Annotated in this window: 26 protein-coding genes and 1 tRNA gene; 15 read left to right on the top strand and 12 right to left on the bottom strand. The window is 44.4% G+C overall.

Going from position 1 to position 25,235, the window contains the following annotated elements; genetic code table 11:
* The first annotated feature begins 101 nt into the window (after window positions 1-101).
* Window positions 102-1,085: a hypothetical protein gene (locus tag BQ8005_RS16990; RefSeq protein WP_083610471.1), complete on the top strand. Its 984-nt coding sequence runs from the start codon at window positions 102-104 to the stop codon at window positions 1,083-1,085.
* Between the two features lie 133 nt (window positions 1,086-1,218).
* Here the strand turns inward: BQ8005_RS16990 and BQ8005_RS00950 are convergent, their stop codons facing one another.
* Window positions 1,219-1,737 (bottom strand): hypothetical protein, encoded by a 519-nt coding sequence (locus BQ8005_RS00950; protein ID WP_075316768.1) that lies wholly within the window; start codon window positions 1,735-1,737, stop codon window positions 1,219-1,221.
* A gap of 177 nt (window positions 1,738-1,914) precedes the next feature.
* Between BQ8005_RS00950 and BQ8005_RS00945 the strand changes: the two genes are divergently transcribed.
* The 7 genes from BQ8005_RS00945 (at window position 1,915) to BQ8005_RS00915 (ending at window position 9,171) form a co-directional block, all read left to right on the top strand.
* The gene (locus BQ8005_RS00945; RefSeq protein ID WP_075316767.1) at window positions 1,915-2,880 is read left to right on the top strand and encodes a helix-turn-helix transcriptional regulator; all 966 of its coding nucleotides are present in this window, start codon (window positions 1,915-1,917) and stop codon (window positions 2,878-2,880) included.
* Entirely contained in the window at window positions 2,868-3,419 is a 552-nt protein-coding gene (locus BQ8005_RS00940; RefSeq protein ID WP_013616393.1) for a 3'-5' exonuclease, read from the top strand. Before BQ8005_RS00945 ends, BQ8005_RS00940 begins: the two co-directional genes overlap by 13 nt.
* Before the next feature lie 13 nt (window positions 3,420-3,432).
* A complete protein-coding gene (locus BQ8005_RS00935; RefSeq protein WP_075318821.1) occupies window positions 3,433-5,364 on the top strand; it encodes a DUF262 domain-containing protein in 1,932 nt (643 codons plus the stop codon).
* Window positions 5,361-7,730, top strand: coding sequence for a DUF262 domain-containing protein (locus BQ8005_RS00930; protein WP_075316766.1), 2,370 nt, complete (start codon window positions 5,361-5,363; stop codon window positions 7,728-7,730). Before BQ8005_RS00935 ends, BQ8005_RS00930 begins: the two co-directional genes overlap by 4 nt.
* Entirely contained in the window at window positions 7,711-8,319 is a 609-nt protein-coding gene (locus BQ8005_RS00925; protein ID WP_075316765.1) for a metallophosphatase domain-containing protein, read from the top strand. The genes BQ8005_RS00930 and BQ8005_RS00925 overlap by 20 nt, the downstream gene beginning before the upstream one ends.
* A gap of 231 nt (window positions 8,320-8,550) precedes the next feature.
* Window positions 8,551-8,847 carry a helix-turn-helix domain-containing protein gene (locus BQ8005_RS00920; protein WP_013616389.1) on the top strand — a complete coding sequence of 99 codons (297 nt, stop codon included), beginning with the start codon at window positions 8,551-8,553 and terminating at the stop codon, window positions 8,845-8,847.
* Window positions 8,848-8,877: 30 nt separating this feature from the next.
* On the top strand, window positions 8,878-9,171 hold the full coding sequence (locus BQ8005_RS00915; RefSeq protein WP_075316764.1) for a helix-turn-helix domain-containing protein: 294 nt from the start codon (window positions 8,878-8,880) through the stop codon (window positions 9,169-9,171).
* Between the two features lie 48 nt (window positions 9,172-9,219).
* Here the strand turns inward: BQ8005_RS00915 and BQ8005_RS00910 are convergent, their stop codons facing one another.
* The gene (locus BQ8005_RS00910) at window positions 9,220-9,549 is read right to left on the bottom strand and encodes a virulence RhuM family protein (protein ID WP_075316763.1); all 330 of its coding nucleotides are present in this window, start codon (window positions 9,547-9,549) and stop codon (window positions 9,220-9,222) included.
* Between the two features lie 427 nt (window positions 9,550-9,976).
* Between BQ8005_RS00910 and mobV the strand changes: the two genes are divergently transcribed.
* Window positions 9,977-11,347 (top strand): MobV family relaxase, encoded by a 1,371-nt coding sequence (mobV, locus tag BQ8005_RS00905; RefSeq protein WP_075316762.1) that lies wholly within the window; start codon window positions 9,977-9,979, stop codon window positions 11,345-11,347.
* 77 nt (window positions 11,348-11,424) lie between these two features.
* On the opposite strand, the gene BQ8005_RS00900 is transcribed toward mobV, so the two are convergent.
* Entirely contained in the window at window positions 11,425-11,988 is a 564-nt protein-coding gene (locus BQ8005_RS00900) for a Crp/Fnr family transcriptional regulator (RefSeq protein WP_021928157.1), read from the bottom strand.
* A 157-nt stretch (window positions 11,989-12,145) separates the two neighbouring features.
* Between BQ8005_RS00900 and BQ8005_RS00895 the strand changes: the two genes are divergently transcribed.
* Together BQ8005_RS00895 and BQ8005_RS00890 are read left to right on the top strand one after the other, a co-directional pair.
* Complete coding sequence (locus tag BQ8005_RS00895) at window positions 12,146-12,472, top strand: DMT family transporter (RefSeq protein WP_021928755.1); 327 nt, start codon at window positions 12,146-12,148, stop codon at window positions 12,470-12,472.
* A gap of 15 nt (window positions 12,473-12,487) precedes the next feature.
* The gene (locus tag BQ8005_RS00890) at window positions 12,488-13,690 is read left to right on the top strand and encodes an MFS transporter (protein ID WP_075318820.1); all 1,203 of its coding nucleotides are present in this window, start codon (window positions 12,488-12,490) and stop codon (window positions 13,688-13,690) included.
* A gap of 257 nt (window positions 13,691-13,947) precedes the next feature.
* On the opposite strand, the gene BQ8005_RS00885 is transcribed toward BQ8005_RS00890, so the two are convergent.
* Complete coding sequence (locus BQ8005_RS00885) at window positions 13,948-14,727, bottom strand: DUF5694 domain-containing protein (protein ID WP_159436187.1); 780 nt, start codon at window positions 14,725-14,727, stop codon at window positions 13,948-13,950.
* Window positions 14,728-15,010: 283 nt separating this feature from the next.
* On the opposite strand from BQ8005_RS00885, the gene BQ8005_RS00880 reads away from it, so the two are divergent.
* The 3 genes from BQ8005_RS00880 (at window position 15,011) to BQ8005_RS00870 (ending at window position 17,151) form a co-directional block, all read left to right on the top strand.
* On the top strand, window positions 15,011-15,835 hold the full coding sequence (locus tag BQ8005_RS00880; RefSeq protein ID WP_075316760.1) for a DUF4377 domain-containing protein: 825 nt from the start codon (window positions 15,011-15,013) through the stop codon (window positions 15,833-15,835).
* A 239-nt stretch (window positions 15,836-16,074) separates the two neighbouring features.
* Window positions 16,075-16,554: an RNA polymerase sigma factor gene (locus BQ8005_RS00875; RefSeq protein ID WP_021846488.1), complete on the top strand. Its 480-nt coding sequence runs from the start codon at window positions 16,075-16,077 to the stop codon at window positions 16,552-16,554.
* A gap of 12 nt (window positions 16,555-16,566) precedes the next feature.
* Window positions 16,567-17,151, top strand: coding sequence for a hypothetical protein (locus BQ8005_RS00870; RefSeq protein WP_075316759.1), 585 nt, complete (start codon window positions 16,567-16,569; stop codon window positions 17,149-17,151).
* Window positions 17,152-17,411: 260 nt separating this feature from the next.
* On the opposite strand, the gene BQ8005_RS00865 is transcribed toward BQ8005_RS00870, so the two are convergent.
* The gene (locus BQ8005_RS00865) at window positions 17,412-17,783 is read right to left on the bottom strand and encodes a winged helix-turn-helix transcriptional regulator (RefSeq protein WP_021846486.1); all 372 of its coding nucleotides are present in this window, start codon (window positions 17,781-17,783) and stop codon (window positions 17,412-17,414) included.
* Window positions 17,784-17,925: 142 nt separating this feature from the next.
* Here BQ8005_RS00865 and BQ8005_RS00860 point away from each other — a divergent pair, with 142 nt between their 5' ends.
* Window positions 17,926-18,336 carry a cupin domain-containing protein gene (locus BQ8005_RS00860; RefSeq protein WP_075316758.1) on the top strand — a complete coding sequence of 137 codons (411 nt, stop codon included), beginning with the start codon at window positions 17,926-17,928 and terminating at the stop codon, window positions 18,334-18,336.
* Window positions 18,337-18,461: 125 nt separating this feature from the next.
* On the opposite strand, the gene BQ8005_RS00855 is transcribed toward BQ8005_RS00860, so the two are convergent.
* From BQ8005_RS00855 to BQ8005_RS00825, 7 genes are all read right to left on the bottom strand, one after another.
* Window positions 18,462-19,223: an EFR1 family ferrodoxin gene (locus tag BQ8005_RS00855; RefSeq protein WP_075316757.1), complete on the bottom strand. Its 762-nt coding sequence runs from the start codon at window positions 19,221-19,223 to the stop codon at window positions 18,462-18,464.
* A gap of 34 nt (window positions 19,224-19,257) precedes the next feature.
* Window positions 19,258-20,103, bottom strand: a complete 846-nt coding sequence (locus BQ8005_RS00850) for a nitroreductase family protein (protein WP_075318819.1) — start codon at window positions 20,101-20,103, stop codon at window positions 19,258-19,260.
* Between the two features lie 14 nt (window positions 20,104-20,117).
* Window positions 20,118-21,119 carry an NADP-dependent oxidoreductase gene (locus BQ8005_RS00845; RefSeq protein ID WP_075316756.1) on the bottom strand — a complete coding sequence of 334 codons (1,002 nt, stop codon included), beginning with the start codon at window positions 21,117-21,119 and terminating at the stop codon, window positions 20,118-20,120.
* Window positions 21,120-21,146: 27 nt separating this feature from the next.
* A complete protein-coding gene (locus BQ8005_RS00840) occupies window positions 21,147-21,527 on the bottom strand; it encodes a winged helix-turn-helix transcriptional regulator (protein WP_075316755.1) in 381 nt (126 codons plus the stop codon).
* Window positions 21,528-21,939: 412 nt separating this feature from the next.
* A tRNA-Ser gene (locus BQ8005_RS00835) sits at window positions 21,940-22,027 on the bottom strand.
* A gap of 77 nt (window positions 22,028-22,104) precedes the next feature.
* Window positions 22,105-23,292, bottom strand: a complete 1,188-nt coding sequence (locus BQ8005_RS00830) for a cyclically-permuted mutarotase family protein (RefSeq protein WP_234983979.1) — start codon at window positions 23,290-23,292, stop codon at window positions 22,105-22,107.
* A gap of 188 nt (window positions 23,293-23,480) precedes the next feature.
* Window positions 23,481-25,118, bottom strand: coding sequence for a sialidase family protein (locus tag BQ8005_RS00825; protein WP_075316753.1), 1,638 nt, complete (start codon window positions 25,116-25,118; stop codon window positions 23,481-23,483).
* Window positions 25,119-25,235 lie beyond the last annotated feature (117 nt).

The following is a 25,235-nucleotide window of genomic DNA, read 5'->3' as shown; positions in this document are numbered from 1 at the left end:
ATTACGTATGCCGAATTGAAGCACAAGCAAAAAGATTATGGATATGCTTTGTTTTTACGCAAGTATTTGTTTTCTTTGCCCGAAAAGATTTTTTTATGCTTATGACACTGAAAGAACTTATTATGAAAGTCGACTTCGACAGTCTTCGCCCTTATTTGGAAAAGTTTGAACAGAGGAATCTTGACAACATCTATGCTTTCCGTGAGGCATACGACATTTTGCGCCGCATGAAGCCAGAAAAGGGCGGACTGCACGAAATCCGTGTAATCAAGAGCGGCAGAAAAACAGAGGGAGAAAAGGAATGGATCTGCGTGTATCCAATGCATACAGCCTGTTGGAAAGAAAATCTGGCTGCTAATATTATTGTTGACAGTGATGTTCACTTAACTGATGAGGAACTGGCAATGAATTGTTTAAGGGAAATCACCCTTTGGGGCTTTTTTCCGAAAAGGCAACAGGAGACGTTAGACAGAATACTCAACCACCGTAAGCCAATTAATAAATATGAGGTTGCTTTGGACAAGTTGAAAGAAAGTATTTGGAAGCATCAGATTCCACGTAAACTACGCTGGCAGGGAAGGAACGGAGAGCGGTACACCAAAGTGGAAAATCCTTTTTGCTTTTCCAATGAAAGGAAAAACCGCTCAAAGCGGAAAAGGAAATATCGTCAAAACAAACGTGATGAATATCTGAGACAGATGGCTACCCGTGAAAACCTAATAACGCAGCTTTCCTCCGAAGGCAGCAGTTTCAAGAGAAGCGATGTAGATTTCCTTCTTCACATTGAGTATGGAAGACGATACGACTATTTGTCCATCACAAGCGGAACTGATGGACGTTTGGACTACATTTTAGAGTCAATGACCAAATACCAACAACTAACGTATGAGAAGTACAATAATGCTGTCGTTTTTCTATCGTTTCCGGCTTGCAGCCCACCGACAGGTGAAGAAAAGGAACGGTTTGAAGAAGCTATACGCCGGCATTTAGGATATGACGACATGCTTTTCGGTATGATTACTCATGAAAACAATGAACAGGATATTAAAGCCACGCTGTTACTGAATCATAGATTACTTGCCTAAATATCCAATAATAAATGAGCAAATATTATTTGGATAAATGGGCAAGTAAGCAATAAGTCTGCCGAGCACACTACAAAGAGGCTACCTTCCTAACCAGCTTTGAGGTAGCCTCTTCATGAAATAATCAATTGCGTTAGGATAGTATTTGTATTTTCAGCCGCTTTGCTTCATCTTCAACCAACTTATCCCACAGACGTGAATGTTGCAAAGAGGAAGCGGGAATACGGTCTTGATACTTTTCCAGAAACTCCGCACTGTACAGGCCATCCCTGCCGTAGCAATCAATGATTTCATTCCAGTCCCAGTAGTCGGCAAACTGCTCCAAAAGTTCCGGAGTCAGTATCAGGTCGGAATTACGGGATAATTCCCGCCAGTTCCAATAGTTCTTGTACTTCTCCAAGTTTCCTGCCGTGAACAGGTGTTCGTTGCTTGAGCCGGAGATTTCTTCCCAGTCAATCCTGTTCTTGAATTTCTCAAGCATAGAAACCGTCCAAAGGATATTGCTGTTACTGGAAATCGTTTTCCATTCCACTTTGTCCTTGTATTTCTCCAGCAGTTGTTCGTTCCAAGCAAAGTCGCCCGAAAGTTCCTTCCAAGCGGCATCTTCCAATACTTTCGCCATAAAATCGTTGCTTAAATTCTTTGTTACCATAATACGTTAATGTTTAGAAGTTTATCATTCATTCTGCTGCAAAGTAAAGAGCGTTAAATGCCAAAACGCGGCATATCATAAAAAGAAATGCAGGAAAAAGAGAAAATTTAATATTGAGCTACGATTTGGCACAAGGAAATGCGTAACTTTGTGGCATAACCATTAAATGACAGCAATATGGCAGCAAATCTTTTTGGACGATACGTATGGCTGATGGACATCTTGCGCAGATACAAACGGCTGACGTTTCAGGAAATCAATGAACTTTGGCAGGAAAGTGGATTAGGCTATGGCGAGGAACTGCCTTTGAAGACCTTTCATAACCATAAGAAAGCCATCAAAGACATTTTTGATGTATATATAGAATGTGACCGGAAGGACGGATACCGTTATTATATTGACGAGCCGGAACGCATAGAGGGCAATAATCTGCGCAGCTGGCTTATCAGTTCATACGCCACATTGAACCAGATACAAGCGGATAACAAGCTGGAAGACCGGATTATCTTTGAGGAAATCCCTTCGGGACAGACCTGGCTGACCTGCATTGCGGATGCCATGCGTCGTAACCATGTGTTGAGCATTACGCACCAAGGCTTCGGCAAACCGGAACCCAGCACATTCGACATTGAGCCTTACTTCTTGAAAGTGGTGAAACGCCGTTGGTATGTGGTGGCGCGCAGTCCTTATTACTCCGAGCGGAATAAAGAACAAGGCGTCAAGCCAAGTGATGTGTATTTGGTGTACGCCCTCGACCATATTTCAGACATTCAAGATACGGGACGGACGTTCAAGATGAAAAAGAACTTCGATGTACACAGCTATTTTGAAGGATGTTGTGGCATAATCACTTCTAACGAATCGTCTCAAAAGATTGTTCTTCGGGCATACAATGGTTTTGCGGACTATTTGCGCACATTGCCTTTGCATGAATCACAGCGTGAGATTGGAAGTGATGACGAATCGACTCTCTTTGAATACCACCTAAAACCAACTTTCGACTTCTATCAGTTGGTGCTTGCCCAAGGCGACCAAGTGGAAGTATTGGAGCCGGAATCGGTACGTGACGAGATGCGCAACTTCGCCCAAAACATATTGGACTTTTATACAGAGAAGAAGGAGGGCAAGCCATGCAAGGAATAAATTTCATAGCCATAGATTTTGAAACGGCCACAGGCAAACGTGCTTCCATTTGCGAAGCCGGTATCTGTGTGGTGCGTAACGGTGAGGTGACCAAGACCCGTTCGTGGCTTGTCCGTCCGCAAGGAAACAGGTACAGTTATTGGAACATGCAGATACACGGCATCCGCCCGAATGATACAGTTGACTCTCCAGAGTTTCCGGAAGTATGGGCGGAAATCAGTGAATACCTTAAAGATATTCCTATACTTGTGGCTCACAATGCCGCTTTCGACGTCGGTTGCATCCGTCATTCATTGGAACTATACGGCATGGAGAAGCCTGACATTACTTATTATTGCTCCCTGCGTGCCGCCCGCAAGCTCTATGACTTCGGTTGCAATAGTCTGGATTACCTTTGCGACCAGTTTAAGATTCCCTACGGACGGCATCACCGGGCAGGAGATGACGCGGAGATGTGTGCACGGCTGTTTCTGAGAGAAATAAAGGACTTCGGACTTTGTGGATTAGAGGAAATGAAATACTATAGTGGAAAATTATAAAATTACGAATATTATGGGACAACAATGTAACGACAATCAAATTGGGTTGAAAACAATAGGAGAGCTTTCAGGCTTGAGCTTTTTCATCCCGAATTATCAGCGCGGCTACAGGTGGACACGCCAACAAGTGAAGGACTTGCTCAACGACATCAACGAGTTCGATGCCAGCAAGGATGGATTCTATTGCTTGCAACCATTGGTGGTGAGACTACGCAACGAAAAAGATATTGTAACAAAAATACATGAAACGAATAAACTTTCAGAGATAAGGGAAATTCTCAATAAGAGCGTTGGCAAGTGGGAAGTTATAGACGGTCAACAGCGACTTACCACTATATACATCATTCTCAGAAGCCTTGACTCCAATGAGCCTTATTCATTGGAATACGCAACTCGCGCCAAAAGCAGGGAGTTCCTTCTCAATATGGATAAGTATGACGAGAATGAAAACATTGACTTTTATTATATGGATCAAGCCAAGAAAACCGTGAAGGAATGGCTCAAACCAGACTTTGACAAAGGGGCATTCTTGGACAAGCTGAAAAACAAAGTTAATTTTATATGGTATGAATCTGTTGACGAAGACCCCATAAAGGTGTTCACCCGACTGAACATCGGCAAAATAGCCCTTACCAATTCAGAGCTGATAAAGGCATTGTTCCTCAACAGATCTAATTTTGCGGGAAAGTCGACGGACAGTTTAAGATTGAGGCAACAAGAAATCGCAAGCGAATGGGATAAGATAGAATATACCCTGCAAAGCGACGAGTTTTGGCTATTCCTGCACGACAAGGGTTATGATCGTCCGACGCGTATAGACTTCATCTTCGATTTGATTTGCAGCAGAAATTCGCTTAATATTGAAAAACTCAATAAAGAGGATGAAAAGGAAAAGATTATTGGTTCTGACGAACACAGGACATTCCGATATTTTTATGAATACTTCAAGTCCTCACACATAGATGGGAATAATGACGAAGAAACCCTATTGCAAAAAACAGAAAAGGCTTGGCAGACTGTAAAATCCTATTTCCAGACGTTTAATGAATGGTATGATGACTTGGAACTTTATCATTACGTGGGTTTTCTCCTTGCGGTAGGCACCATTCCCATTAAACAACTTGTAAACTCATGGAAAGCGAAGAAAGGTAAGAAGGAATTTGTACGCTACCTGAAAGACGAAATCAAGAAAGCGATAGGCAACAATAGCACAGACTACCCATACAAAGAAGATGGAAGCGACAAGCGCAACTGCTGCTGCCTATTGCTGTTTCACAACATACAGACTGTGATAAATCAAAACCAGGCACAACAAAGCAACAATAAATACCAGATAGGGATATTTTACAAATTTCCGTTCCACTTGTATAAGTTGGAAGGATGGGACGTGGAGCACATCAATTCCAGCACAAGCAACCCAGAAGAAGATGACGGCACACGCAAGGAATGGCTTGTCAACGTCTATCTAAGTGCCGATGAAGATATACGGAAATACATAAACAACTATTTCGACACCGAGGATAAAAATACAAAAGACGAGCTTTTCAAGAAAATAAAAAAGAACTTCAATGAAGGTCCTGAGGTCTGGACGCCAGAAGAAAAGAACAGAATATGGAATTACACCCTGCTTGATTCATCAACAAACAGGAGTTATGGCAACGCCATTTTTTCCGCGAAACGCCGTGTCATTATTGGCAAGGACCAAGGCAAACTGATACCAGTACCGAAGCTAATGAAAGACGGGAAGCTCGCAATAGACAAAGAAAGCAAGTGGGCCACTTCCTCTTTTGTTCCACCGTGCACGAAACAAGTATTCCTAAAATATTACTCATCTACAATCGGTGACAATAACTATTGGACAAAAGCTGACGCTGAAGCTTACAAAAACGACATAGACTCATGCTTGGAAAAGCTTGAACAAAACGATCAGGAGGACAAACAATGACAAACGAAGCAACTTCTTTCTGGAAATTTATCGGCAATTACCAAATAGAAATTCCGATAATACAACGCGACTATGCACAGGGCAGATTGGGCAAAGAACACTTGCGCAACAATTTTCTCGTGAACCTAAAGCTAGCATTAGATTATCAATTGCCGGAACCTGCATTGAAACTTGATTTTGTTTATGGTTCCGAAGACGAAGGCAAACTATCTCCACTTGACGGTCAACAAAGGCTTACCACGCTATGGCTGCTTCATTGGTACGTGGCACTCAGGGCTGGCAAGCTCGAAGAAGCCTCTGTAAGGCTGAGAAATTTCACATACGAGACGCGAATATCTTCAAGGGAGTTTTGCAGAAACCTATGCATACCCCAAAATTTTGAAGAATATGACGGCAACACAGGAATTGTGGATTTCATAACCAGCCGCACTTGGTTTTACTCTTCCTGGAAGCAAGACCCAACCATACGATCAATGTTGAGAATGATTGGCGGTACAAAGATTAACGACAAACAAGGTAACGATATTATTGATGGCTTGGAAGAGTTGTTTGACGAAAGAAACAAAGAAAGCTTTGAAAAATATTGGAAGGCTTTGATTTCTGAAAATGCTCCTATCGTATTTTATTATCTTCCGCTTAAAAATTTTGGACTGACAGATGAGCTGTACATCAAAATGAATGCACGTGGCAAGCAACTCACTTCGTTTGAGAATTTCAAGGCCGACTTAATCGGGTACATTGAAAGGAAGGCAAAAGAGAATTGTGCCTGGAGAAGTTTCCTTGATATCGAAAGGGGCATTCCCTTAAAACTCGATACTACTTGGACTGACATTTTTTGGGAAAAAGCCGCATCAAATGGAGAAATTGACAAGATTTACTTCGCCTTCCTAAACCGTTACTTCCTGAATTACGCTATCATATATAATAATGCAAAGGAGACATCAAAAGAATGGAAACTGTATGGTAATAAGTCAGACGATTCGTTGCTTGGCTATAACAATGGTTTTGACGACATCTACGCCGCCATCCTCTCAAGGTTGGAAGTTTTGGAAAACCTAAGTACCCTTTTTAAGCATTTGGCAGAAGCCAAGGAAGATGTCAAAGAGTATCTTCCAAAGTGGTTCGGGGAGTTTGATTTCATCCCTAAATATACTGGTAATACCATTTCCACGCTCACGCAGACGCAAAGGGTGGTATTCTTCGGGGTATGCCGGTATTTGGAATCCTGCTCAGCGTTCAATGAGCGTCGCTTCAGAAGGTGGATGAGAGTGGTGTGCAATTTAGCGGAGAACACCACGATAAATACGGTTGACGCAATGGTCGCTCGTCTGAAATTAATAGATGAATTGAGCAAACACGTGGAAAACATCTATGAATATTTGGCAAGCGAAGATTTCAAAATACAATCAAAAGCGTCTCCTGAACAATTAGGAGAGGAAATAGCGAAAGCCAAGCAAATACTTAAACCTCAGGAAGCGCAACTACCCGAGCGGCCTACTGATTGGAGTGACGATAAAGAATGGAATTGGGAGTCGGCTATATCGGAAGCAGAAGGATATGCCTTTTTCAATGGTGCAATCCGATTTCTGTTTAGAAATAAAAACAATAAATGGGAGTGGAATAATTTTACGACAAAATGGAGAAATGCTCAGTTTCTATTCGGCGAAAAAGGATTTTACAAGAACAAATCCACTTTATTGCGGTATTTTATTAGTAAATTTACAGAATGGGATATGTTTTGGGGGATTACTTTTGATAGTACGCAATCGTCTTGGCGTTCTAATTTGTTAGATGACAAGTGGAGTTGCCCAATCGATGAAATGTTGTGTTCTTCCAGTTTCGAGGTTAATCCTGATTACCACTCATCATTCGAAGGAAAGCAAAAGGCTGTGCAAGAAGAACTTGTGATATCCGGTTTATTGGACTATATTGAGAGAGGATGTCATTTGAACTACAGGGACAACGACATTTACATTCTCTATCCCTACAACGCAAAAGCTGATCGGAAGAAATACATAATCGCTGACAAGCGTAACAAGCTATTGTCACCCCTTTACGGCGGGTGCATTGACCTGTCCAACAAACAGCTTGGCAAGATCTACACCAACCAGAAGATTGAAGGGTGTGATTTTTTCTGGGGATGGGACATCCATTTCATTTATGTTGATGATGCAGAGTATGCGTTCCGTTGGCAACATTGGAATTGGATTGACCTGTATGAGGACAATAAACGCCTTTATGAAGAAAACAACAACCTGACCATTAATGGTAGCGAGATAAAGGATGAAAAGGATTTGGTTGAGAAGATGGACCAATGTATAGACCGTTATAGAAATTCAAAAGGAAATGCCGACCAACTCAATTAATTTTCTCCACATCTCTGACACTCACAGTCAGCATCGGCGGCTCACACAGCTGCCCGATGCTGACATCCTTATACATTCAGGAGATTTTACCATGAATGGAAGCGAGCAAGAAGCCATTGATTTCATGAATTGGTTTTGCGACCTTCCTTACCCTCACAAGATTTTTATTTGTGGCAATCACGATGCCTGCCTATACGGATCTAAGATAGATGGACTGGATAAGAATGTACATTATCTATGTAATTCCGGTGTGGTTATTGATGGAGTTAAATTCTATGGTGTTCCCATGTTCATGGAAGATTGTATTTCTGACCGTCAGAGTCGCAACTATGCAGCCGTACCTACCAATACTGACGTATTGATTACCCATTGCCCGCCCTATGGTATTCTTGATTTTGACGATGAGTTAAACTATGGTTCGACAGAACTTTTGGCGAGGATAAAAGAAATAAAACCCCGTTTACATCTGTTTGGCCATATCCATAAACAACACGGAGTGAAGGAAGATGGTCCAACCATTTTCTCAAATGGATCTATTATGAATGGAGATTATACAAACTTTAACCTCCCGAACCTGATTGAAATATAAAGGCATAAGTCGGATATAGATTTCAAATAGATAGTAATATTGCTGTGTTATAGCAAGTTCAGAATTATTATATGGTAGCATTTTTTCGCTAAAAATCCATATCTCTTAGATTACGAACAACGCCACTCCCTGCCACAAGCTGCCACGATTGTGCCAACCTATTGTTTGATGCACGATACCCATTTATTTTGCGTCCAAAACCGAGTATCAACATTAAAAACAGTATTGACAATGGAAGTATTGATTTTTCAGAAAGAGGCGTTTGAAGAAATGGCGGCAAAGTTCAGCCGCTTCTCAGACCGTGTGAACGAACTCCTTGCCAAGCAAGGCGGCAAGTCATTAAACCGCTGGATGGACAACCAAGAGGTCTGCCAACAGTTGAACATCAGTCCGCGCACCTTGCAGACCCTGCGTGACAACGGCACACTGGCTTATTCGCAGATAAACCACAAGGTGTTTTACCGACCGGAGGATATGCTGCGCATCGTCAAGCCCGTTGAAGGTAAGCTGGCAGACAAAGCCGTTTGATTATTATGTACCACTAAATCCAACGTAACAATGAGTGAAATGATTACCAAGAACCATGCGCTTGTCGTCGAGTTCGGCGACAGCCTTGACCGTCTGCTGGACGGTATCGAGAACTTTATGGCAAACAGCCGTCCGATATTGGGCGGCGAACGCTTCCTGACGGACAAGGAGGTGTCGGCACGGCTGAAAGTGAGCCGACGCACCTTGCAGGACTACCGCAACAACGGCATAATCGCCTATTACCAGTTGGGCGGCAAGATTCTGTACAAGGAATCGGACATCGAACGGATGCTTGCCGCCAATTACCGGGAAGCGTTCATGTAGGCTGACGGGAATTCCCTGTAAAACAGTGTTACGCCGTCTGAGGTCTGCTCAATTTCCCGTTCTCTTTCCACGCGACGGGGAGAGCGAAAAGAAAAGGTTGACGGGCTGTCTGTTGTTCATGGTCAGCCTGCTCATGATGAACCGCCGGAAAGCCATGCTTTCCCGACCTCTTAACTTGAAGGAAACGGCTATCACCATTTCAAGGCTGTAAACATCGTAGTTTATCCCGTTGTCCTGTTTGATGTACCGCTTCGTTTCGCTTTCCAACAATTCGCCATTCTTGTATATGGCATGGACAGCCTTGCGGATGTGGCAGCCGAACACATTGAACGCATCGGACATTTCCTGCTGCGTCATCCAGACGGGAGCGGTCGGCATGGCAACCGCCCCGTTTTCTGTGATTGTGATTATTTTGCGCTGTTCCGCATAAATTTGCGTATCAAGATTTTACCGACACTTACGTAGCTTTGCAACCATGTTTAACCCGTTGTCGACAAAATGTCGGCAGCACTAAAACCAGTATCAAGAATATGAAGAAAAAAGAAGAAATCATTTGCGTAGGTGCAACTCTCTACAAGATTGTGAACCAGCCCCGCATTGGCGGGGGCTATGTGAATTTGGAAACAGAAAAGCCATAGCTTATTAGGGCATTTTCTTTACGCAGTGCAAGCACAGCTAAAAATGCCCCAATGAGCCAGCGGGGTTGCACCCCTCTGGACACCCCCGTTTGCCCCATGCGGCTATGACCGCAGGCAGGCGGACACCGACAAACAAGTTTGTATAACCTCAAAAACAAGAAACGAACATGGGATATATCAGCATACAAATCAACAAGGCGAAAGGGTCGGCTGACACGGGCGCATCCGACCACATAGAACGCAAGACCACGCCCAAGAATGCAGACCCCACACGCACCCACCTCAACCGTGAGCTGGTGCAATTTCCCGATGGCGTGGCAGACCGCACCGGAGCGATAAGCCACCGTATCCGCACGGCAGGCATCAGGCGGAAGATAACGCCCGACCAAGTGAGGGCAATCCGCATCGTGCTTTCGGGTACGCACGAGGACATGGCTAGGGTGCAGGACGAGGAAAGGCTTGGCGAATGGTGCGATGACAACCTGCAATGGCTGTACCGCACATTCGGCAGGGAGAACACCGTTTCGGCTGTGCTGCACATGGACGAACACACGCCGCACATCCACGCCACGGTCGTGCCGATAGTGACGGGCGAGCGCAGGAAAGTCAAGCGGAAGCAGACGGAGGGCAAACGCACCTACCGAAAGAAAGCCAACGCCGTGCGCTTGTGCGCCGATGACCTCCTGACCCGTGAAAGGCTTGTCGCCTACCACGACAGTTACGCCGCAGCGATGGCGAAATACGGATTGCAGCGCGGCATCCGTGGTTCGGAAGCGCGGCACACCACCACCGCCCAATACTACCGTGAACTGAAACGACAGACGGGAGAACTGGAAGCCAACGTACAGCAGCTACAAGTCAAACAACAGCAGGCGGAACGGCAGCTTGACGAAGTACGGAAGGAAATCAAATCGGAGAAGCTGGAAGCCGCCAAGACCGAGGCGAAAGCGGCACTCGTGGCAAAAGTAGGTTCTCTTTTTGGTAGCGGCAGACTGAAAGAGTTGGAAGCCGACAACCGAACCTTGCAAGGCGAGGTTGCCGCCCGTGACGAGAGTATCGAATTATTGCAAAAGCAGATGGAGCGGCAGCAGAAGGAACACAGCCGCCAATTGGTGGAACTGCAAGCCAAGTACCGCAGGGAAATGGCAGACAAGGAAGCGGCACACCAAGAGGAAGTGTCATTCCTAAAATCCATTATCCAAAAAGCCAAGAAATGGTTTCCGCTGTTTCAAGAGCTGGTGTATATGGAGAAGTTCTGCCTTAAAGTCGGCTTCAACGAAAGGCAGACTGCCACGCTCATCAGCGGCAAACCGCTGTTCTACGAGGGCGAACTCTATTCGGAAGAGCACAGGCGGAAGTTCACGACCGAGGAAGCAGGCTTCCAAGTGGTAAAAGACCCGAAAGACAAGTCCAAGCTTGCACTTGCCATCAACGGGCAAGTGATTGGAGAGTGGTTCAAGGAGCAGTTTGGCAGGCTGTTCTCATCCGTTAAAAGGACGGTTGAACCGCTTAGGAGAGGCAAGGGCATGGGATTATAAACAATACCAACGGAAAAATAGCAAGTTTGTGTTTGGGGCAGACCAAAACCGCTTGCTATCCTCAGTTGGTTGAAACGTCATTTTATTTGTGCCCGAATCCTACTCAAACTTGCCTGTGTGATGCCTAAATAGGTGGCGATACTTCCTAACGGCAACCGCTGTAACAAATCAGGCTCTTTCTCCAACAACTCGTGATACCGTTCCGAGGCGACGGCTGACAACATGGAAATCAGCCGTTCCTCGGCAGCAAGCAGTTCCATTTCCGCATAACGCCGTCCCCAATTGGCTATGTGCAAATCCTTCAAGAATAACTCTTTCAGTTTTTTCCTTTCCAATACATATAAGACAGAATTTTCCATCAGCTCCATTGTTTCATACCCCGGTTCGTCATTCACATATCCTTTCATGGAAACAATAGTCGCCCCTTCCTTGCCGACCCAAAAGGTAATTTCTTTCCCCTCTACCGAAGTATAGGCGCGGACAATGCCTTTCTTGATGAAAAAGATGTCTTTTTCTATCTTGCCATATTCCAACACTTGGAATCCTTTTGGGTATGAGACTTCCGTCAGGCATTGCCGCAACTTGTCCAAAGACGCATCCGGCATGGCATATCTCTGGTTGATGATTTCCTTTATATCCATAAGTCATTTTGTTGTGGTACAAAATTATAAAATAGCGCACAGAAACAGCTGCTAACGGCTGTTTTTTTGTCAAATGCAAAATCCGTTTTTACCAAATGTAAAAAACGGTTAGAAATTACTTGCTTACTTTTGCACCCGAATTTAATAAATCATAGGTATGAATTGGATAATTTTATTTTTGGCAGGATTGTTTGAGGTAAGCCTTACATTCTGCTTGGGAAAAACGAGAGAGGCATCAGGTATTGGTTTTTATCTGTGGGGAAGCGGTTTCTTGGCTTCCACGGTATTGAGTATGGCATTACTTGCCAAAGCGGTTCAGACTTTGCCTTTGGGCACGGCATACGCCATTTGGACGGGTATCGGAGCGGTCGGCACGGTCTTGATTGGGATATTCGTTTTCAAAGAGCCGGCCACTCCCATACGGCTTTTCTTCCTGTTCACGCTCATTGCCTCCTTGATTGGATTGAAAGTTGTGTCATACTGAAAGGAGGAATAAATGATGAAATATGAATTGAGAGAAAACCACGGCATTCCGGCACCTCTGCTGGCTCTGCTGGCAGTCGCTACCGGGCTTTCCGTTGCCAACTGCTACTACAACCAGCCTTTGTTGGGCAGCATGGCAAAGGATTTTGGGGTAAGCGACTTTTCTGCCAGCATGGTTGCGACATTGACCCAGATAGGTTATGTAGTCGGACTTGTGTTTGTCATTCCGCTTGGCGATTTGGTTTCACGAAAGCAGCTGATATTGACCAATTATATCATTTCATCGTGCGCATTGCTTGCCATAGCACTTGCCCCTAACATCTATTGGGTGTGGGGCGCATCCTTGCTTGCCGGAGCATCTTCGGTTATGCCGCAGTTCTTCATCCCGTTGGTGTCTTTCCATTCAGCACCAGCACACAAGGTACGCAACGTGGGGATTATACAGTCCTGTCTGCTCATAGGCATTCTTGGCTCACGGGTGTTAAGTGGTTTCCTGGCTGATATGTGGGGATGGCGTTCCGTCTATTTTGTGGCTTGTGTGTTTATGCTCGGATGCTTTCTTATGATTTACAAGATGCTTCCCGTTCTGCCTGCTCGTTCACGTGAAAATTATGCGGGTCTGATGAAATCCCTGTTGCACCTGTTATCCCAATATCCGTACTTGCGTATCGCTTCTTTGAGGGCGGCGTTGGCTTATGGCTCGTTCTTCGCTTTATGGAGTTGTCTTGCTTTCCGAATGAAGCAAGAGCCTTTCTTCGCGAGTGACGATATTATCGGCGCACTCGGTTTGTGCGGACTGGCAGGTGCATCCACGGTGGTTTTCATCAGCGGCTATATCCAAAAGTATGGCGCAAGGTTTTTCTCTATTGTCGGAGGATGTGTGGTATTGGCTGCATGGTTGTTGGCATTTTTTGGAAATGACAGCTACTTGTGGATGATAATCGCCATCCTTTTGATTGATGCAGGAATGCAATGCATCCATTTGTCAAATCAGACCAGCGTGGTCTCCCTTGACGCATCCGCCATCAACCGAGTCAATACCGTTTATATGACCATCTACTTTCTGGGCGGTTCTGCTGGTACGTTCGTTTCAGGTCTGTTTTGGCAACATTACGGATGGGCAGGCGTGGTAGGAGTAGGAGTTGCCTTTACCGTGGCTTCCTTGTTCGTTAATTGCTTCCAACCAAGACTGCATAAGGATGAATGCTCAATATTCTGACTAAAATAATTTTTGGAATGATTCTTTCAGTCTGAATATTTTTCATACCTTTGTACCGTAAGAGTTTCCCGAACAAGCAAAGCGATGCAGACCACGGCAATTAGAACGGTTGCCAACTCATTACCTGAAAACGAGGTAATTCTTCTAACTCTCTTGATTTCAAAGAGGTATATTCCTTATACAGATTTACGGAAAATTCATGGAAAAACGCCCCAACTTCAACAGATATTTCCTTTTATCCGGCTACAGCATCATTTCTAAAACTCCCAATACTCTTTAAGCACTAACCCGTCACACGCCTTCAACAACTTCAGAAGTCCGGGTTTATGTTCCAGGCCAACCAATACCAACAGACGCTTGCCAGGATAGGCTTCGGCCATCCGCCGGATATTGGCAGCCATCACCTCATTGCGCTCATACCAACGGGACGACCAAAGACGAACAAAGCTTCGCCAACGGCTGAGCAATTCCTCCGTTTCCACAATAGACACCAGTTTCTGATAAAGAATATACTCACGAAGCGACAAGTATCCCATCGTCATGCTGGAATTCATGTCACGGGGTGAAGCAAATTTCATATCATTATAGTTCATCACTTGGAGGATCAGCTCCATATCTTCCCGATTCTTCCGGCTCAGTTTATCCGCCCGATACAAGGACAATGCGTCGCGCCACATGCTGTCCTGCCGTTCAAAGTACCGATGCTCCCGATACCATTCATTTCGACCCGTAATTTCGAAAGGACGTAAATCTACGCCCCGCTCCTGCTGGTAGCGATGCGCTCCTATGTTTTCATTAGTCGACAGAAGGTCGGGATACTTCTCCAGATCGAAGCGGAAATTTTTGTCGAAGAAAGTAGAATCCAGCTCCATCAACACCACATCGGGCTGAACCCGCAACAGGATGGCATAAACACTATCACTATTGAAATACGTACAAGGATTATGTTTCGTCCCCACCAGGCAAACTTCGGTCTGTCCCTGCATCCGGCAGAGACTGCAAAGAATAAACAGACAAAATATCAGACTTTTTTTCATACGCTTAATAATGGTACACCTCAGTACAAAGATAACACTTCCATTTCAAAAGCAAACAGCTTTGAACAAGCGAAAAGGAAAAATCACGTCCGATGCTAGAAATTTATAACAGGTTTACTATCTTTGTAATCGGGTTAAGAATATCCTTCCAAACCTATACGCATGAGAGAGAAAAAGAAGAAACGCTATGCCTGTCTCATACTTGAAAAACGGCATAATCGGCTCACGTTTCTGTATTCCAAACCTTAAACCTCTATTGAGCCCATAGAGAAATTGTATAACCATGAATAGATTTATCATTCCCCTGTTTACGTTCATCAGTCTCTTTTGGACAGCTTGCAATGACGACGACAAGCCGACAGATATCGTGAAAGAAATTGCCATGTCGGTTTCTTCGGAAACAGGCATCATGTATGCCCCCTCCGATACCGATAAAGAACACCCCATAGAATGTATGCTCATCAAGACTGAAGACAATTTCAAAGAATGGCAACCGCTTGCTTTCGGTGCCATCGAAGGCTTCACCTACGAAAAAGAGCATGAATATGAACTTCGGGTCAAAAGAACCATTCTTGCCAATCCGCCGATGGATGCTCCAGACCGCACCTATACGCTTGTATCCATTCTTCAGGACCGGCTTGTCACTGAGCCTGAAATACCGGATGACAAAGAAATCCAATCGGAAGAAGATATCGAGTACGAAGAATTATGCCCCATCAACAAGTATGCTATTGCTATGGGAAAAGAACTGTTGGTTGACAGTGAAGGTAATATAAGATATAATAACGGAGATTGGTTACCATCTTATGATATGGCCCGGCTTTGGATAGAAAACATTCTCCCTAAAGATGATCCGAATTGGATAGATCTCCAACGTATCCCTTATATGGCAACTTATATTTATGTTTTGTCACCCCTTACTGATGAAATCCGCCTGATCAGAAACGGTTCATCGGGACCGATGTTCAAGGATGTAGTTCCGGAGAACGAGTTCAATCACATCACAGGTTCCATGCAGGCAGGCGAAGAACTGCATTACGCACTGATTCTTGCCAATGTCTACAAACTAGGATTGCAGAAATTGGAGTTCACGCTGAAGAAGCAATAATACGAACTGTCATCCTTAAATACATAAAGTACATTATTAAGGCGCAGATTACGCGGAAGAGCACGGAAAAGAATAAAAAAAACGATCCGTGAATTCCCGCGTAATCCGCGCCTTCATGCTACAATCGGCCAATCACTCTTTACCACTTTCTCATATTCCTCCCCAAAAAGTTCTATTTTTGTGTAGTTTTTCCGACGGCGCCTGCGTCTAACGGACAAAAAACAACTACTTAATTCGATATGGAAACATTGGATACTACATTTGCGCAAATGATCAGGGAGCACAAAAGCACCATCTACACAGTGTGCTTCATGTTCTCGAAAGATTCCGATGAAGTCAGCGACCTGTTTCAGGAAGTACTCATCAATCTGTGGAAAGGCTACGCATCTTTCCAGAACCGCAGCAGCGTTGACACCTGGATTTGGAAGGTGAGCTTCAACACCTGTATCTCCTACGAACGGAAAAAGCAGAAGCGGGCCACCCTCCCACTGACCATGGACATCAACCTGTTTGAAGACAAGGACGAAGACTCCCGGCAAATCCGGCAACTCTACGACCGCATCCATCGGCTCAAGCCTTTCGATCGTGCCATCGTCCTGCTATGGCTGGAAAACATGAGTTACGAAGAGATAGGTGCCATCGTCGGCATCTCGACTAAAAACGTATCCGTGCGCCTGTATCGCATCAAGGAAGAGTTGAAAAAAATGTCGAACCGCTAAAAACGCATCAGTATGGAAAAGTATCAAGATAACTTCGAACTGGAAGAAATGAAACAACAAATCCGGTTATTGAAAGACAAGCTGGCCAAAGAAACCATTATCAGCGAAAAAATGATGATGCAATCCACCCGGGAGAAACTGGCCTATATCAATCGCAATAAGAGACTCATGTATATAGGAATTCCGTTTGCCCTGATCTATTGCAATATGTTTTTCATCTGGATGAACTATTCATGGATGTTCTGTGTCGCCACTTCCCTCTTTCTGATTGCCGCCTGCCTGTATCAGATATACAGCCACAAAGGCGTAAACATCCAAGAAATATCGACCGACAACCTGGTGGATATCAGCAAAGCCCTGATACGCATGAACCGTCTGGGGCTGAGATGGCTGTGTTTCGGACTGCCGTTCGCCCTGCTATGGATTATTTGGTTCATCATTGAGAGCTACCCCAAAGAAAGCGGAGAATCCATCTGCATCGGAGGAGGTGTCGGGTTCGTGGCCGGAGCCGTCATAGGCCTGCGGTATCTCAAGAATGAACGTCGCAAAGCCAAGGAGGCCATCCGCGACATCGAGGAATACACCCGGGAAGACTAAAATTCCATAGCCAACATTACCTACCTAAACATCAACATTAGCTCCGTAAAGTGGCACTTTAGCGCGCTAAAGTGCCACTTTACGGAGCTAAAGAGGGTATTGGTTTTCATGTATTCAATAGGACCGATCCCCCTATATATCATGCCCAAATACTATTGTTGCAGTATAAGGCCTAGCCGACAAGAAGTATTTATTGAATGGAAATCAATTGTTTTTCTCACCTTGGTCTCCGGGTTACCATTTCACATCGCATATCAGATCTAAAGTTTCTTGCATTTTGACATATATGCAAAATGTTCTAATGCCCATGCTATAAGATTGTTTAGTATAGGAATCAGGCTTTGTCCCAGCTCCGTCAGGGAATATTCGACTCTTGGTGGTATTTCAGCATATAGCTTTCTTCTGACCAATCCGTCAGCTTCAAGATTCTTTAATGTCTCGGTCAGTACTTTAGGCGATATATCCGGAATTGCCTTACTTATAGTATTGAAGCGTGTAGCCTCATTTTCAGAAAGTACACATAATATGAGCATGGCCCATTTACTGGAGAACCTTGACAGGACATTACGGATAGGGCAATCCTCTATACGGGTATATTTTTTGAGATTTTCTTGTAGTTGTAAACTGTTCATTTCCAATAATAATTACTTTAAAGTAAGTGGGTTACATTTTTGTAACTTATTGTTTATCAATATAAAAAGCACTACCTTTGTACTATCAAAACAATAGTAAGTTTATAATGCAAAGTTAATCAACTTTATAAAAACAGAAAATATGAGCAATATTAAAATTATGAACAAGGGCGAAAAGTACGCTCACGCAACAATAGGTTGCATCAAGGGTTTTGAAGGTAAGCAGTTTGTAAAAGAGGCTACAGAGGCTACTTCATGCGAGGTCTCATTTGGCACATTGTCGTCTGGGTCATCTGTTCCGTTTTTTCATAGCCATAAGGCAAATGAAGAAAACTACATCATTCTATCAGGAGCTGGGAAATTTCAGGTAAATGATGAAGTTTTCGAGATTGGAGAAGGGTCAATCATACGTGTATCACCAGGATGTGACCGTAACTTAAAATGCACTTCAGCTGAACCGATGACTTATATCTGTATTCAGGCAAAAGATGGAAGCCTGGAAGGCTATACGATGACGGATGCTAAGATAACAGAACGTGAGAATCTTTTGTAAAATGATAATTATCGCATAAATTGGAATCCCTGACAATGATAAAATTAAAAGTATATCATTGTCAGGGATTTTTATCCACCTCAGATGTATGTCAATAACTTTCAGAGGTGTACTCAAGCTATATTTCAGATATACAGCTCACATTCTTTTCTTATACTACAAACCTTCTTCAGCATCATGTTTACGATTGCAAGAAGCAATCCGTTTATCTTTCTAGCCTGATGCGGACATACTGAAACGCATCGCATACACGAAATACAAGCCTTCTTGTTCACTTTTGCAGGGTTGTTCTTGTCAATGGCACCGACAGGACATCTGGAAGCACAGAGACCGCACTTGATACATGCCTTTGTTGGCTTAGGCACTATACCTGCACTGGCAGCTTTCCGGTAGGGTCTGTTACCGGGTATTACAGGAGTGGAAAGATCATCTTCCTCCAGTTTCTTCCCTATCTTGTCTGCAAACTCACGTAAATGTTCGTAATCATCCTTGTCTGGTCTGTTCGTGGCATATTTATGGGCTATTGAATGTTCTGCAACGGCCGCTATGGCCGATACGACTGAAAATCCGGTCTGCTGTACAATATCTTGAAGTTCAACCAAAGTATCTTCGTATGCACGGTTCCCATACACGCAAACTATGATTGCTTTTGCACCATTTCCCTGAATCTTGAAGATGCGTTCTGCTGCTATGGAAGGCACGCGCCCGCTATAGGATGGAACGGCAATGATGGCTGTATCCTCATTTACCAATGAGTATTTATGAAAATCCTCATTCCCGTTTGACAAGTCAATATCCGTAATGTTACGACTCAGTTCGTTTGCCAAGAAATCAGCAACCTTCTTTGTTCCGCCTGTTGGACTGAAAGTTATTACATATATCTTCATATTCTCTATCTCCTTTATTTTTTATTCTCTATTTCTACTCTGCATACCAAGAGGTAATATAATAAGTATTCTGGGGCAATTTGATATTTTCAGGTTCCGTCTGCTTAAAACATCCTTTCAGACCCAGTTCCAAAGCTGTCTGATGGAAGTGTGACAGGGCAATGCCGGCATCAACCCTCTTGATGATTTCCTCTCCTCTCGAAATTCCAGACTTGTATGTTACATAGAAATGATAATCGCTTCCAGACTTCAACACACGCCAAGGTTGTGTATTTTTATCAGACGGAGCCAGTCTGAGCATTTCCAGTGGTTCAGTATAATCACCGGCCAGATCTCTAGAAAGAGGAGTCTGAAAATTATCCAGATAGAATAATGTGCTCCATTCCTTTCGGCTGGAAGAGCGCATAGCAGTCCTCATCAGCGATTCTGTCAGACTGCGCTTGGCAGCCGGATATCCGACAGGTGAAATGGCTGGAAACAGTTCGTCTTTAGGAACTCCCATTGCAGAAGCAAAACCTTCCCTGTTGAATGTCGCTGCCAGCCAGACTGTACCCAGTCCCAATGCCGTTGCCTCCAGAATAAGATTCTCAAACTCGTATCCGGCAGCCACATAGGCCAGATCTTTATCTGGAACAGAAATACCCATAAAAGTACTTGCTCCTTTTATCACTCCGTATGTACCAAGTTTTTCACCTTCTGAAGCCAGCTTCTTATCGATGATATATTTCTTCACCTGCATTCCAAAAGGGTTTTCAAGGTTATCCATATAGCTTCGAAGCCTTTCTCTTACATCAGGCTCAAGCTCTTTGTCCTGATAAGTACGTACACTACAACGCCTCTTGATTGTTTCAACTATTGGTATAGGTAATTTTTTGCACATTTTTATATCCTCCATTATATTCTAATGATAATCTTTCCGTTCAGTTTACCATTAGCCATAAGTTCAAGTGCTTCATTTACCTGAGACAGTGAGAATGTTCTTGATTCAATATCAGGCATGATATGGTATTTTTCCACTATCTCTGTTACCTGTTTAAGCTGGTCACCACTTGAACGGACGAACATAAAGCGGTATTCTTTACCTTGTTTGCGAGCCGCCGAATCGAATTTACTTCCGGCAAGCGTAAACAGGACTGTCTTCAGCCATGAAAAACCGTTCCTTTTTGCAAACATCCTGTTTGGAGCAGTTCTCAAGCTGAGCAGCCGTCCTCCTTTTTTCAGGACAGACAACTCATGCTCAAATTCATTTGCTCCCAAGGTATCAATTACATAATCCACATCGGATAGGACTTCCCAATAATTTTCCTTCTTGTAGTCTATATATTGGTCGGCACCCATTTTTAGAAGTTTATCCTTTGAACGAGTGTTTCCGGTCACTATAACACGAAGTCCCATTGACTTTGCTATGGGTACGGCAACTTGTCCAAAACCGCCTGACGCACCTGTTATCAGCAGTGCCTTTCCCGCCTGGACTTCAAGTTCTTCAATAAGTCCCTGATAGGCTGTCAGTCCGGCTAATGGTATAGCGGCAGCAGTAACAAAGTCATAGCCTGACGGCATTTTAGCCAGAGCTTCATGGTCAACTGCAGCATATTCAGCAAAGGCACCTATCCTGTTTATTGGAAGTCGTGTATATACACGGTCACCTGCACGAAAGTCTTTTACGTTATTACCCGTCTTTTCCACTATACCGGAACACTCATTACCCAATGTCAGAGGCATTCTGTAATCCTGTATCAGTCTGACACTACCTGTCAGTTGAAGAATATCCAAAGGATTTACGGCGGCAGCTATAACCTTTATAATAACTTCATTTTCATTTGGTTCGGGAATAAAAACTTCATTTACGGAAACCTTAATTCCCTTTGTGTATTTCTTGATTTGTGCTGCTTTCATTATTATGTTATTATTAAAATAAAACTATCAATCATTAATAGAAGCTGTTTTTTTACGGTCACTCATAATATCATCCATATGATCAACAGACCATTGGAGTAGTGAATCGAGGATAGGCTTCAAAGATTTTGCTCTTGCTGTAAGAGCATATTCTACCCTCGGCGGTATCTCCGAGAATATTGTTCTTGTCACATATCCGTCTTCTTCCAATGTACGGAGTGTCATTGTCAGCATTCTTTGTGTTATATCCGGCATTTGCTGTTTCAATTCCATAAAACGCATATTTTCCTTACCAGACCTATCCAAAATATAAATAACGAGCAATGTCCATTTGTCACATAATCTTGCCAGTATGTTCCTTACCGGACAGCCTGGAAACATGGCGTCTTGTATTGTTGATCTTTTCATGATTTATAATAAAACTGTCTATCTCTAATAAATTTCAATGCGCAAAGATATATAATATACTATAATTACCAAGTATTTTTTTTATACTATAATCTAAAGAATGATTGATAAGTCATTTTTTTTGTAATTCAGTTTTATTGAAGTGTAATGACTTCCCTCTGCAAAGGAATAATTAATAATTGGGTTATAAGCAGACATCTAAACGTCAATGATATACAAATCAAGGACTTACATCGAAAATCGTTACTGAAGATTTTCCCAATTTTCCTGTAACGATTTTGTAACGGAACTTTGTCTGAAGTGGGCATTTTAATGTCTTTCGGTTGTCCACCGGATAAATAGAAAAAGTCCCGTAAAACGTTGATTTTACGGGACTTGTCTTAATTTGACTACCTAATGTCTTAGGTTTCAGCGGAGAGACAGGGATTCGAACCCCCGATACCCTTTAGGGGTATACACGCTTTCCAGGCGTGCCTCTTCAACCACTCGAGCATCTCTCCTTACGGGGCGCAAAAGTAGAAGAAGTTTTCGGAATTACCAAATTTTTTGGGAATAAAGTGACGCACCCCGCACTATCCTACCTCTTTTCAACCGTTATCTTTACTATTTCAGGAGTACGGATGCCCGGTTTCAGCTCTCCGGCTATGTTGTAGAAGACACCGTCCGCTCCCACCAATGCCGCACCAGCGCGTGCCGTGCCCGAATAACGAAGAATCTCTTCCCAACAATCACCGGATGTATGATAAACCAGTATCCTGTCATTGAAGCGATAATCTTCGGGAGGCATGGACATATAGGTTTTCGCCACCGCTTTCAGGCTATCGACCACGGCCTGATTGCCCTCCGCCAAAGCAGCCTTCATGTGCTCCTCACGCTTCAGAGCCGACAGGAAAATATCCTTGTTCACTCCGCCGGTGCAAAGTATCAAGCTGTCGGCACAAGCGATGCCGACACCTCCGCCCAAAGAAACCTCCACGGAATCCGTCCCTACGGGAGCAGCCACTGGAGTCCATCTCTTCTCTGCCGGATGATAGCAAAGGCCATCCATCGAAAGCGTTGCCTTACGCCCTTCGCCGGCACCGGAGAATCCGCCCCACAAGAACAAAAGAGACTCCGTACCCTTGCGCTGGGCCACGCAGACCGGTTGTGTACGAGGAGCACCGGGAAAATCGGGCAATTGCGTCCATCCTGCATCCGGTTTATCCAAATCCAGACAATACAACGTATTGGAAGGCACTCCGTTGACGTTTCCTCCGGCAACGAAGAGAGTGTGCCCGGATATAGTCCCGCCCATATTGTCTATCGTACACGGCAAGGCAGGCAACGTATCGATGACCGCCGCATCTCCCTTTTCTGTCAACGAAATCCGGAATACAGCGGACAAAGCACCGTTCTGGTTGGTGCCACCCGCACAAATAATCCCACGGGGTGTGGAAACAGACACGCCGTATGCAGCCTCCACCGGCAGTTCGCCCACCTTCTTCCAGGCGAATAGCGAATCGGCCGAAGCATCCGTCGCATAAATGCCCCGATAGAATCGTTTCTTTCCCCCTTCCGCAGCAGGGACTTCCGGGAAGTTACAACCACCCGCCATCAGCAACATTCCACGATGAACACCGGCATAACAAGCTGAAACGCCCTGTTCGATTCCCGGTTCTTCTGCAGGGGCACCTTGCATTTGCCGCACCGTCCAAACCGACTCCTTTTCCACTTCGGGTGCTGCGCACCCTGCCAATATCAGGCATACTAATACAAATTTCTTCATTGATTTCAAATAAAAGAGAAGAAGCATCCAATAATTATCTCATATTTTTAGGCACGAATTACACGGATTCACACGGCTTTTTCTTTAATTAATCCGTGAAATCCGTGTAATCCGTGCCTAATATCTATCAGGTTGATTACCCTTTTCCTGTTTTGATTTCCTCTTATTAAGAAAAAAAGTTCACAAGTTTACTTCACCAAGTCTTTCAGTTTCACGGTCTGGAAAGTCATGTGCGCCACACTACTTTCATACAGGATTCCGACCGTCTCCTTATCTACCATGCTCAAGCAGGAATATCCCCATCCGTTTGCTTCATCCAGCAACACCTGATGTTCGGGTGACCATGTATGTCCACCGTCCAAGCTGACCTTGATGGTAATGTTGTTGCGGTTCTTGGTCGAATTAGGGTTGGAAAAGAGCAGGATGTCCTTTTTCAGTACATTGTCCTTCGCTTTCACGCTAATCAGACTTGCCATGCAAACCGGTTCAATCAAAGCCGTACGGGATGACTCGTGTTCCTTCCAGGTCTCTCCCAAATCGGTGGTCGTATAGACGGCACGACTGCCACCGCGATTGTCACGCATATTCAGCATCAGCACACCCGGTTCCACTTCGGCAACCTGCGCTTCGGTGGTATTGGTACGTGCATGATTGTGAATTTTCCAGTTCTTTCCACCATCCTTGCTGTACATGACGCCCGCATTGGGAATGCGGTCCGCTCCGATGTACTGGATAGGGAATACCAATGTACCGTCGCTCATCGTGATGCCGCGTCCCGGTCCCTGCAACAAGAAGTACCAGGAAGGGTCTTTCACCTGTTCCGTCACATTGATAGGTTCGGACCACGTCTTTCCGTCATCCGTACTCTTGCTCATCACCAGCTGAGCCGTGTGGTTCATATCCATTCCCGGATGTGAGCTCCACCAGGCACGCTGATTACCCATACCATGCGTCCAAGCCGCCACCACCCATACGGTATTCGTCTTTGTATCAACCAGGATAGAGGGGTCTCCCACACCATTCTGTGCGGAAGGCAGTCCACCCGTCTCACCGAAAGCCAGAGGCAGGCGCATCTTTTCCCACGTCTTTCCGCCATCCGTACTGCGGCTAAGACCTACGTCCACGTGCTCCTGCAAATCGACGCTGCTGTTGTAGCGCACGTCATATACTCCAAGCAACGTCCCCTTGTTGGTAGTCACCAGTCCCGGAATGCGGAATGCCGCGGAATTGTCATCTCCGGCATGGCGCACACCTACACCCATGCGGTGTTCGATGCCTTCGGGAGAGAACATCTTGATGGGAGCCTCTTTCCCATCCACCACAATGGAGGTCAACTTCGCCGTGACCTTGGTGTCCAGACGTGCTTCGGGCTTCATCTGCAAGCTCACCCAAAAGAAGTTCACGCCGGGGAAAAGTTTCTGGCCGCTCTGCAACAGCACTTCATTGCCCGGATTGCTAACCTCGCTATTCTTGATAGAATAAGAAGGATTGGCGGCTAACGTCTTTCCTTGATTATGGCTGGAAATATATTCCACCGGAGCGAAACGATTTCTGCCTCTGTCCTGCAGGGCTTCCGTACCGCCGTAATAGAGTTTCACCGCCTGAATGTCGGCCAGTTTCACTTCCTTGCCGAAACTTAAAGCCACCTTGTCCAATGTCTGGTTTTCCTGACCATTCAAACGAATGTAGAACAACACATTATCCTGTCTTTCAATCAGGATAGGAATACGTGTTTCACGAACCGCTATGGAGTCAGCCGCATAGACCGCTTGGGTAACGGCACTCCATACAAAGAATAGAAAAAATAAATTCAATACTTTTTTCATGATATTTAATGTATTAAGATGATAAGACTAACAACCGTCATAGTCACTACTACGTCTGCAAATATAAGCGATATTTAAATATACAGCAACACATTAATAAAAAAAATTAAATTAATC

Source organism: Bacteroides togonis, assembly GCF_900130135.1.
GTDB classification, from domain to species: Bacteria; Bacteroidota; Bacteroidia; order Bacteroidales; family Bacteroidaceae; genus Bacteroides; species Bacteroides pullorum.
The sequence above is the reverse complement of the archived record's forward strand: the minus strand, read 5'-3'. Positions and strand labels throughout refer to the sequence as shown.

Excerpts from the sequence above, each read along its gene's own strand:
- BQ8005_RS16990 (WP_083610471.1), top strand. The coding sequence starts at position 102 with ATGACACTGAAAGAACTTATTATGAAAGTCGACTTCGACAGTCTTCGC.
- BQ8005_RS00950 (WP_075316768.1), bottom strand. The coding sequence starts at position 1,737 with ATGGTAACAAAGAATTTAAGCAACGATTTTATGGCGAAAGTATTGGAA.
- BQ8005_RS00945 (WP_075316767.1), top strand. The coding sequence starts at position 1,915 with ATGGCAGCAAATCTTTTTGGACGATACGTATGGCTGATGGACATCTTG.
- BQ8005_RS00940 (WP_013616393.1), top strand. The coding sequence starts at position 2,868 with ATGCAAGGAATAAATTTCATAGCCATAGATTTTGAAACGGCCACAGGC.
- BQ8005_RS00935 (WP_075318821.1), top strand. The coding sequence starts at position 3,433 with ATGGGACAACAATGTAACGACAATCAAATTGGGTTGAAAACAATAGGA.
- BQ8005_RS00930 (WP_075316766.1), top strand. The coding sequence starts at position 5,361 with ATGACAAACGAAGCAACTTCTTTCTGGAAATTTATCGGCAATTACCAA.
- BQ8005_RS00925 (WP_075316765.1), top strand. The coding sequence starts at position 7,711 with ATGCCGACCAACTCAATTAATTTTCTCCACATCTCTGACACTCACAGT.
- BQ8005_RS00920 (WP_013616389.1), top strand. The coding sequence starts at position 8,551 with ATGGAAGTATTGATTTTTCAGAAAGAGGCGTTTGAAGAAATGGCGGCA.
- BQ8005_RS00915 (WP_075316764.1), top strand. The coding sequence starts at position 8,878 with ATGAGTGAAATGATTACCAAGAACCATGCGCTTGTCGTCGAGTTCGGC.
- BQ8005_RS00910 (WP_075316763.1), bottom strand. The coding sequence starts at position 9,549 with ATGCCGACCGCTCCCGTCTGGATGACGCAGCAGGAAATGTCCGATGCG.
- mobV (WP_075316762.1), top strand. The coding sequence starts at position 9,977 with ATGGGATATATCAGCATACAAATCAACAAGGCGAAAGGGTCGGCTGAC.
- BQ8005_RS00900 (WP_021928157.1), bottom strand. The coding sequence starts at position 11,988 with ATGGATATAAAGGAAATCATCAACCAGAGATATGCCATGCCGGATGCG.
- BQ8005_RS00895 (WP_021928755.1), top strand. The coding sequence starts at position 12,146 with ATGAATTGGATAATTTTATTTTTGGCAGGATTGTTTGAGGTAAGCCTT.
- BQ8005_RS00890 (WP_075318820.1), top strand. The coding sequence starts at position 12,488 with ATGAAATATGAATTGAGAGAAAACCACGGCATTCCGGCACCTCTGCTG.
- BQ8005_RS00885 (WP_159436187.1), bottom strand. The coding sequence starts at position 14,727 with ATGAAAAAAAGTCTGATATTTTGTCTGTTTATTCTTTGCAGTCTCTGC.
- BQ8005_RS00880 (WP_075316760.1), top strand. The coding sequence starts at position 15,011 with ATGAATAGATTTATCATTCCCCTGTTTACGTTCATCAGTCTCTTTTGG.
- BQ8005_RS00875 (WP_021846488.1), top strand. The coding sequence starts at position 16,075 with ATGGAAACATTGGATACTACATTTGCGCAAATGATCAGGGAGCACAAA.
- BQ8005_RS00870 (WP_075316759.1), top strand. The coding sequence starts at position 16,567 with ATGGAAAAGTATCAAGATAACTTCGAACTGGAAGAAATGAAACAACAA.
- BQ8005_RS00865 (WP_021846486.1), bottom strand. The coding sequence starts at position 17,783 with ATGAACAGTTTACAACTACAAGAAAATCTCAAAAAATATACCCGTATA.
- BQ8005_RS00860 (WP_075316758.1), top strand. The coding sequence starts at position 17,926 with ATGAGCAATATTAAAATTATGAACAAGGGCGAAAAGTACGCTCACGCA.
- BQ8005_RS00855 (WP_075316757.1), bottom strand. The coding sequence starts at position 19,223 with ATGAAGATATATGTAATAACTTTCAGTCCAACAGGCGGAACAAAGAAG.
- BQ8005_RS00850 (WP_075318819.1), bottom strand. The coding sequence starts at position 20,103 with ATGTGCAAAAAATTACCTATACCAATAGTTGAAACAATCAAGAGGCGT.
- BQ8005_RS00845 (WP_075316756.1), bottom strand. The coding sequence starts at position 21,119 with ATGAAAGCAGCACAAATCAAGAAATACACAAAGGGAATTAAGGTTTCC.
- BQ8005_RS00840 (WP_075316755.1), bottom strand. The coding sequence starts at position 21,527 with ATGAAAAGATCAACAATACAAGACGCCATGTTTCCAGGCTGTCCGGTA.
- BQ8005_RS00830 (WP_234983979.1), bottom strand. The coding sequence starts at position 23,292 with ATGAAGAAATTTGTATTAGTATGCCTGATATTGGCAGGGTGCGCAGCA.
- BQ8005_RS00825 (WP_075316753.1), bottom strand. The coding sequence starts at position 25,118 with ATGAAAAAAGTATTGAATTTATTTTTTCTATTCTTTGTATGGAGTGCC.